6 protein-coding genes and 1 pseudogene are annotated in these 9473 nt (G+C 38.2%); all 7 read right to left on the bottom strand.

Going from position 1 to position 9473, the window contains the following annotated elements; all coding sequences use genetic code 11:
* Positions 1 to 256 precede the first annotated feature (256 nt).
* Positions 257 to 811 carry an Lrp/AsnC family transcriptional regulator gene (locus tag VNZ46_RS07120; RefSeq protein WP_325559388.1) on the bottom strand — a complete coding sequence of 185 codons (555 nt, stop codon included), beginning with the start codon at positions 809 to 811 and terminating at the stop codon, positions 257 to 259.
* Positions 812 to 924: 113 nt separating this feature from the next.
* Positions 925 to 3099 (bottom strand): S9 family peptidase, encoded by a 2175-nt coding sequence (locus VNZ46_RS07115; protein WP_325559387.1) that lies wholly within the window; start codon positions 3097 to 3099, stop codon positions 925 to 927.
* A gap of 2 nt (positions 3100 to 3101) precedes the next feature.
* Positions 3102 to 4967, bottom strand: a complete 1866-nt coding sequence (locus tag VNZ46_RS07110) for an LTA synthase family protein (RefSeq protein ID WP_325559386.1) — start codon at positions 4965 to 4967, stop codon at positions 3102 to 3104.
* A 4-nt stretch (positions 4968 to 4971) separates the two neighbouring features.
* Entirely contained in the window at positions 4972 to 5649 is a 678-nt protein-coding gene (locus VNZ46_RS07105) for a hypothetical protein (RefSeq protein ID WP_108549559.1), read from the bottom strand.
* Positions 5650 to 5665: 16 nt separating this feature from the next.
* Complete coding sequence (locus tag VNZ46_RS07100) at positions 5666 to 6445, bottom strand: enoyl-CoA hydratase/isomerase family protein (RefSeq protein WP_325559385.1); 780 nt, start codon at positions 6443 to 6445, stop codon at positions 5666 to 5668.
* 25 nt (positions 6446 to 6470) lie between these two features.
* A complete protein-coding gene (locus VNZ46_RS07095) occupies positions 6471 to 8276 on the bottom strand; it encodes a ComEC/Rec2 family competence protein (protein ID WP_325559384.1) in 1806 nt (601 codons plus the stop codon).
* Between the two features lie 2 nt (positions 8277 to 8278).
* A pseudogene (locus VNZ46_RS07090) lies at positions 8279 to 9473 on the bottom strand (helix-hairpin-helix domain-containing protein); the annotation flags it as partial.

The raw sequence follows: 9473 nt of genomic DNA, 5'->3' as shown, positions 1-9473 counted from the left end.
CTGGATTGGTTTGGATTTATATATTATAGATGTTTATTTTTTGATAATTGACGATATTGGTTTTGTAGTCAATTGTAATTATATGGTAATCAAATGTTTAAAATTTATTTAAAATTTAAAAATCTTTGTTTTAGTTTGTAGGTTTGTATGGTCTAAAAAACGATTTTCAATGAAACAAATCATATTCATAGCGGTAGCTGTTATTCTCCTTCAAAGTTGTGACCGCACTAAAATGCAGCTCCGTGCTCCGGAAACTTCAGCAACCACTAGTTCCGAGAGTAAAAAAGATACTTTGAAGAAAAATGCAGATACAACTCTTAAAAGCAAAACAGATCATCAATAACTGAGATGGAAATGCGGTCTCGTTTTTTCCTTCGCTGATACTAACATAGGTATTGATCAGGCCAATATAGGGCAGGGGAATAATCTTTTCGTGGAGAAACCGGTAATAGGCAGAAAGATCATTAGTGAGGATTTTAAGAATGAAATCAATAGGGCCGGTAACCTGACTGCAAGAGATAATTTCAGGAAAGGGCCTTGTTGTTTCCATAAATTCCTGTGCAATTTCTTTTGTGTGTATTTTAAGCTGAATATGCGAATAAATGGTTTGGAAGGGGGGGAGCTGCTCCTGGTTGAGGATGACACTGTAGCTTTTTATGACTTTATTTCTCTTCAGCCGATGGATTCTTTCGTTTACTGCACTCGTTGATTTGTCAAGTTGCGCTGCAATTTCTTTGTTGTTTAATTTAGCGTCTTGCTGTAAGAGAATTAAGATAGCCCTGTCTGTTGCATCCAGATGAATTCGGTTCATTTGTATTTATTAATTTTTATAATAACTATTTAATTTAAAAATAGTAAATATTAATTAAATAAACATGATACAAAAAAAAACAGCTGTCCAAAAGACAGCTGTTTTTTTGCTATTTATTTTCCTCCGGGAGGACAATTCTGTTGTAAGAATTTGGTGTAGGTTAGCGCAAGATGCCTGCTTGTTCCTTCACCTTCGTTTATACTGTGTGTTCGGTTTGGATAGGCCATGAATTGGAATACCTTTCCATTTTTGATGAGCTCATTAATCAGCATTTCTGCATTTTGATAGTGAACATTATCATCACCAGTACCGTGGATATACAGTAGATTACCTTTCAGATTTTTAGCATAGGTGATCGGTGACCCTTTAATATAGGCCTCTTTTGTTTTCAAGGGAGAGCCCATATATCTTTCCTGATAAATATTATCGTAAGTAAGCTGATTACCTACAGCTGCAATGGCAATTCCTGTAGTGTAGATATCCGGATACTGGAACATCAGGTTAAGGGTGGAAGATCCTCCTCCGCTCCAGCCCCATACAGCCACTCTGCTTTTATCAATGAAGGACCATTCCAGTACTTTTTTTGCACCCATAGCCTGATCTCTGATGTTCAGACGTCCGATATTCTGGTAAATGCTCTTACGCCATTCTCTTCCTTTTGGAGCTGGGGCACCTCTGTTTTCAAGAGAAATATACACATAGCCATCTTTGGCCATATCTCCTGCGTATAAGAAATCACGTCCGGCACCGTACGTATCGGTTACAGTTTGTGAAGCGGGCTCTCCATAAACATAAAATACGACCGGGTATTTTTTGGTCTGGTCAAAATTGTCTGGTTTTTTCATCCATCCGTCAAGCTCAATTCCATCTTCAGTTTTGACTTTAAAAAACTCTACTTTGTTTTTTGGAGGTTGTGTTCTACCCAGTTGGTTGGTGATGCTGCCATCCATCGTAAACGGATTGCCGGTAGTTAAATTCATCCATTCAGAAATCGGTCTTAAGTTGGCATTTTGATAGGTATGGAAGGCATACACTCCATTTGGAGAAATGTCATAATGGTGTGTACCAGGTAAAACAGATGGCGTTACCATCTCTAGTTTTCCTTTGCCATCCAGCTTGGTCTTATACAAGTATTTTTGAGTGGCATTGTTTGGTGAAGCAATGAAATAAAACTGGTTGTTTTTTTCATCGATCAGCAAGCTTTCAATTACATCATAATTTCCTTTATTGATGAGGGTTTGGCTTTTTCCATCTTTACTGATTCTGTAATAGTGTTTCCAACCGTCTTTTTCACTTACCCAAATAAATTCTTTGTTGTTGTTCAACCATTTCCATTCTTCCCCTGCATCTATCCAGGCCTTGTCGGTTTCGGTATAAATATTGTTCACAGCAGTTGTTTTTGCATTGGCAACAAAAAGTTTACTTTCATTCTGTTCCCTGTTCAATTGCTGCAAAATAATGTCATTGCTGCCTGGAATCCAGTCCATTCTTGGGATATAATGTTGTATGTTGTCTCCAGGAACAGGTATCCAGGAGGTTTTAGCCGTATTGACATCTACAATTCCTACCTTGCAGGAAGATGGATCTTCCCCAACTTTTGGATATTCTACCGGAATAGTGAAAGGATAGATAGAATCTGTATTGTTAATCATCAGGAAATTCTTGATCTTACGGGCATCCAGTTGCCAGTAAGCAATGGACTGGCCATCAGGACTCCATCTGAAACCGTCCCGGCAGTCAAATTCCTCTTCATATACCCAGTCAAAAGTTCCGTTGATCAAACGATCCGTTCCATCTGTGGTCAGGGCTTTGCTCGTACCGTTTGTAAGATCTTCAACATAAAGGTTGTGTTTGCTTACATAGGCAACTTTAGTTCCATCAGGAGAAAATTTAGCAAACATTAATGAAGAAGCAGGTTGGGTTTTGCCAATTTGTATGATGGTGTTATTGGCCAGATCGGCTACATAATAATCACCACGCGTTTCGTAGCGCCATACCTTTTTACTATTGGTAAAGATAAGGGCCTTTTTCCCGTCGTCAGAAAGTTTAAAAGATTTGATATTATATTCATTTAACCCTTTCATACCAAGTATGCTTGCCGGAATAACCGTTTTCCGATCATTTTTTGGAAGGGTCAAGGATATAATTTCTCCTCCGGAAATCTCATAATAAGAATTTCCTTCTTTTGTCCAATTGATTTCACCTTTGTTTTGCGCTTTTGCCTGGATAAAGATGAAAAACAAAGCTGCCAGAAAGCTTAGCTTAAAAGCGATGTTTTTTACATTCATGTTTAGAGTTCTATAAATTGTTGATATACTTTTTGCAGATAAGTTTTACCCTGTTTAAGAGTTTCCTGTGTTTGTTCATCCTGATGTTTAAGGTCGTTGTACAATACCCTTTTTCCTGTATTATCAAAAGTAACAGATTGTTTTGGATTGATAAAGCCCAGACCGTTGTCCCAGCTAAAAAAAGCAAAGGGTTTGGTATAGGGATTCAGAAGGTTTTTACTCCAGGTAAACTGGCTGGCATTCATGCCCAATTGTGTAAGAAGGGTAGAAGCCAGGTCAATCTGACTGCCAATTCGGCTAAAGGTTTTTCCCCGAAATTCCGGTTTGATCACTTCTCCGTAAAGCAGAAGAGGGACATGGTAACGCTGCGGCATATAGACTTCATTTGTCTCTTTTGGCAAGATATGGCCGTGATCTGCAATAAAGATAAAAAGGGTATTTTTATACCAAGCCTCTTTTTTTGCTTTGGTTAAATAATCATTGATGCACGAATCGGTATAGAATGCCGTGCTTTTAAACCGCTGAACATTGTCCGTAGAACCAAATTTATAATTTCCAGGAACTTCAAAAGGTTCATGATTGGTTAAAGTCATAGTGGTTGTAAAAAAGGGCTGCTTCACCATTTTCAGGTCTCTGATTTGCCTGTTGAAGACCACACCATCATATGCTCCCCACTTTGAAGTCAGCTCACTGTCTTCAAACTTATTCTTATCGATTAGCCTTTGATAACCATGAGTCAGAATGAAGGCTTTATAATTGTCAAATTCAGATTCACCTCCATAGTAGAAAGCTGTTGAATAGCCATTCTTATTCAGCTCCTGAGAAATAGCGGGTAGTTTATGCATTTTACTGGTATACTTTACCAGATTTCCAGCTGCAAGACTTGGAAAACCTGCAAGTGTACCTATAATGCCTTTATCTGTCCGGTTGCCTGTAGAATAAATATTACTAAACAGGACACCCTGATGCGTTAAGCTGTCAAAATGCGGCGTAACATCGTTCATATTTCCCAATACCTTGGTCAGGTCTGCTGTAAAGCTTTCCATAATAAAAAGCACGACGTTAGGTCTTGTTGTAGTGAGAATCTTTAAAGTCGTGTCTTTTTCTACATGGTAAAGATCCCTTACACTTTCATCTGCCTGTTGTTTACTGTAATAGAGATATTTATTTTTATGGGCACTTAAAGAAGCAATAACACTGGCAAAAAGATTCCATTCTGTATTGACTGCTGCATGGTTTAAAATGATCCTGTCAGAAAAATAAGCAGAACTCTGGTTCATAGTGGTTACACCCCAGCCTCCTCTGATCACCAGAAAGTTAATGCCCAGCAATAAAATGCAGACAGTAGTTTTTGCCCATAAAGGAAATTGTATAAACGTTAGTTTTCTGCTCAGGAGTAATTTCTGAAGCAGCAGGCTGGTCACGATCAGCATCCCTAGTATGAAAAAGGTCAGAACCAGGGGAGAGGAGGCGCCAGAAGCCAAGGATTCATTAGGAGAACTGAAGGCAAAACCAATTGCTTTGGCGTTCAATTTGGTACCCCATTCTCTATAGATGTTAAAGTTAATCACAGAGATCAAACTGAACAGAACAATCAGTATAGTATTGTACATAGTCAGCCATTTCATTTCTACCGTTAAACGGCCTTTAAAAAGCCAGAAAAGATAAATGAGTAATGGGGCTATGGTAATGTAAGCCGCCATAGAAAGATCTATGGGGATTGCGTTATAAAATGTAGCCAGTATCTCTTGTATAGAGACAGAACCCAGTTTCTGGTGATAAAGTACCAAAAACAGGGCTCTGTCTGTAAAAAAGAAGATTAACCAGAATACATAAAAGCGAATAAAAAATATAAGACTTTTTAGCATGAAATTAGGCTCCGCCTCTCATTGCCTCCAACTCTGCCATTGTTTTTACTTCATAACCGCTAGGTACATCTAAAGTAAAAGGACCTGCATTTTGTTCTTTAATGCTTTTTATAGTTAAGGTTGTTTTAACACCACCTTGTGTTACGGTAAATTTAATAGGTGTTGCTTTAAGTTCTTTAAACTCGGTATTTATTGCACCTGGTGTAAGTTCAATTTCTTTGGTTGCCCAAAGCTCATAAGTACCGCCATTATTGTCTTTATATGTGTATTTTTCGGTATTATAACCAGATAAAACTTGTTTTTCTCCCGTGGCTTTAAAATCACTGTATTTAATTCCTCCAGTTTGTTTTTCCATGTCTTCCTTAGACATCTTAGCTGCAAATTGTTTTTGCGCAACAGGGATACTGATCAATAGAAGGCCGTTATCTGTAGAACCATCTTTAAAGATCGTTAACAAAGCAGGACCCATTTCCATTCCCAGTTTTGAGATGTTTCCGTTAAATTCCAATTTGTTTTCTGAAGGAAGTGCAGAAACATCCACGGCTGCTTTTTGTTCAGGCGTCAGATTGTACTCTATGCCATAAACGATTACACCTTGCTGAATTTTTTTCTGAGCATGTGCATAAATTGCTGAGCTGATTAAAATAAGCGCTAAAACGCCTGTTTTTATTGATTTGAACATAATTTACTATTTAAGGTTACCAATTTATTTTCTCTTTATTAATAAAGGAAGCTATGCCTCTTTTAAAGTCTTCGCTTTCCCGTACTTTCGCATTGATTTGTACAGCCATGTCCAGGCTTGTTTCTAAATGCGGATTGGTGGTTTGACCAATGAGCTGTTTAGTGACCATCAAGGAATTGGATGAAGCGTTATTACACAAATTTAAAGCAAAATCTCTGGTATTTTGACTAATATCTTCTTTGTTTATTACAAAATTAATTAAACCATATTCCACGGCCTTCGCTGCGGTGAATAGGTCGCCTGTTAATAAGATTTGTTTGGCGATAGTTTCACTGGTCTTACGCATCAGAAAACAGGATACAATTGCGGGAACAAATCCTAGTTTAACTTCTGTATAACCAAAATTGGCTTCCGGAACTGAAAATACCAGGTCGCACACAGTGGCCAATCCGCATCCACCTGCAATTGCGTGACCTTCTACTTGTGCAATAACAACTTTAGGCAATTGATAAATGGTCAGGAAAAGGTTTTTCAGATTTTCTGAATCGGCCAGGTTTTCTTCATACGAGTTTTGTTGCAATTGTTGTAAATAGGCCAAATCAGCACCTGCACTAAAGGTATTTCCGTTAGCTTTAAGTATAATGACCTTAACATTTTCGTCATTGGATGCTTCCAGCATTTTGTCTGTCAACATTCTGATCAGTTCCGGATTTAATGCATTGCGCTTCTCAGGTCTGTTCAAGGCTATTGTAGCAATGCGGTCTTCAACGGAATATAAAACCAGCGATTCTGTCATAGTGAATAATAAGCTTTATTAGGAATCAAAGATGCTTTATTTTCTTTAAACCCTGGTAGCTAAATTTAAAATCAACTTCCTTAATCCTATGCTGATCCAGATAGGGTTTAATATAGAATCTAAAAGTAGCGCTTTCCAGGGGCACATCCGTTATTAATGTAGCTTTGTTTGATTTGATATATATACCTGTATAATTTTGTTTGAGCCTAAATACAATTACTTTTTGCTGCCTTTGGGCAAAAATTTGCTGATAAAATATAGATGATTCCAGCAGCGAAAAGAAAAACAGAGAAGTAAAAAGAAGCCTCTTCTTTGCATAGCTTAAAGAAAAGATTAATAAGATAAGTCCTGTACTCAGACATAAAAGTTCTGTCCGGTTAATCCATATGGCAGAAATACTGGCAAAGGGTAAATCTGAAATCCATCTCAGGCCGGAATTTGTGAAACGAATTAGCCATTCAAACGGAGCGGCCAGAAAATAACATTTGAATAAAAGCATAACTAGTCCTGTATACATCATGAGTGCTGCTGGTATCATAATGAACAGATTACTGAAGAGGAAATAGACTGGAAATTGGTGGAAATAGTAGATGCTTAAAGGAAAGGTTGTGAGCTGCGCAGATAAAGACAGAGCTAGAATAGACCAAAATTTGTTCATCCATTTGGACTTGAAGGAAAACCATTTGCAAATCTTCGGCTGGAGCCAGATCAAACCAAAAACAGACAGATAGGAAAGCTGAAATCCTATGTCAAAAATGAAAAATGGCTCATACAGGAGTATGCAAAAGGCGGAGAAACCTAATATATTGTAGCTGTTTGTTTTTTTGCGAAATGATTTGGAAAGGATAATAACGGTAATCATGATGGCAGATCTTAATACTGAAGGCGAGAAGCCTGTAATCAAAGCATAAAACCAAATGATGAGGATAATGAATAGTGCTTTAAGGAACAACAACGGAGGGGTTCGGTTTAAAAAGAACAGGATCCAGTTAAGGACCAGGTAAATGATGCCAACATGCATTCCAGAAACAGAAAGAGCATGGATAGTCCCTGTTTTAGTATAGGCATCTAAAGTTTCAGGGCTAAGATCTGATCGGTAGCCGAGGATCAATGTTGAAGCAACGGCATAGGCTTGCGGATCATGGATGAATTTTTTATAGACATCTACCTGTTTTTTTCTCAAATTCAGTGCATAAGAAATCAATGGATTTCCTTTGTTTCGTTTTAGAAGCCTGATGTCTTCTTTTTTGAAGTAGGCCTGATGGTAAATATTTTGCATGGCCAGCCACGATTTAAAATCAAATGTTGAAGAGAGTAGAGGAGTCGCTACAACATGATAGTTTGCCTTAACAATAAGGATATCTCCATACTTTAAAGACAGAAGTTCCCGATGGTTGATTTGAACAGAAACGAGGAGATGACCTGTACAAGCCCGATAATTTCCTTTAGTAAAACCACCTGTTACTTTTGACTCGAAATGCAGCTGTGTATTTCTGAGCTGCGGTTCTCCTGTAATCTGTACTTTTAGGAACTCAAATTGAGCGTTGGAGAAATGATCTGTCCGGAGCAATTCCTTTTGCAAAAGACAGTGTAGAGCACCTGTAAAGAGGATAAATAGATACACCATTAATAATATGCGATGTTTAAAGCGATAGACCCCAGGTGTTGAATAAAAGAAATTCAACAAGAGTAACCCGATAAACAGCAATACAGATGCCGTTAAAAATGCATTTCGCAGCAAGATGGAAGGAAAGGAATATCCTATCATAATTCCTGTTGCGAGCAAGAGCGGCAATTGAAGAAAGATTGTTTCCTGTCGTTTTAGCTCCATTTTTAGAATTGGTAACGGAGTTGAATTTTTAATTCTGATTTGATATTTCCCTGAATTTCATCCAGTCCCGAACCGACTGCTTCTGCCTGCTGGTAGATAAATATGGCATAACGGGTCCATAAGTCGAATTTTCGGGATAAGTTATACTTGATATTAAGATAAGACCTTAGTCCTTTACCGTTGTACATCCCAAATGCGAATCCATTGAGAACATCATCTTCATAAGCATATAATCTGGAATCGTAGCTGTCGGTATGAAAATAAGCCAAGCGTAAATTTCCGGATAAATGGGAAGATAAAGGTTTGTAGTCCATATCCTGACAAAAAAGGTAGCCGTTTTCAGCGATCCCTTCTCCCTTTTGATATCTGCAGCTTTCTATGCGATTTTGAAAGCATATCTTTCTGTTTAGCCGCCAGTAGGTTTCTAACCTCCAGTTTTGTTTGCTAACCGCTTCAAGATATTTCACGGATATCTTAGAGTCTGTATTTTGCTGGTTGAGTTTTGTTTTGAATCTTGCGGTTAATTTGAAAGTTTTAAAGGGATTATAGACCAGTTGCCCTTGTGCTTCGTAACCCGAGGAAGCTGCATCTACTCTGTATTTTAGCCAGGGAAAGTGAAAAATATCGGCGTAGAGGGAGGCGTACCATTTTTTATCAATATTATAATTTAAACCGGTATACCAACCTTTTTCATTTGCAGCATCGCTGTTTTCGCCTATGGCCTGGCTAAAATAACTGTGGTAATCAACCTCATAGTTTCTGTTGAGCAGTACCGCAGACAAGCGATGGGAAAGATTGGCCATAATGCCGTTAACCATTGCTGCACCGCCACCCGTGCTTTGGGCCCGCTCCCCGAAAAGATACAGGTTCCTAAAACTATAATTGTAATGGAGGCCGATGTTTAAAAGATCTTTTCCAGTAAAGCCTTTTGCATCGTAAGGTCTAGTACCTGTTATAAAGGCATTCTGATAATGAGAAGCGTAGGCTATTGCCCCTATGTTTAAGTTGTTGCTTAGGTATTGCAACGCAGCACCATAAACCAACTGACCCAGACTGTTTTTGTTTTGGATTTCTGATTTTGTCCTGTGCAGGCCGCTTGTACTGATGTTGACCTGCCCATATTCCCCATCGGGCAATAAACTTTGACTTGCATCTATATGTTTATAAGAGATAAAGGGCGAAAATTCAAGACGTGGG

The sequence above is a fragment of the Pedobacter sp. genome, from assembly GCF_035566355.1.
In the GTDB taxonomy this organism is placed as follows: Bacteria; Bacteroidota; Bacteroidia; order Sphingobacteriales; family Sphingobacteriaceae; genus Pedobacter.
This window is presented reverse-complemented; position numbering and strand designations above follow the sequence as displayed.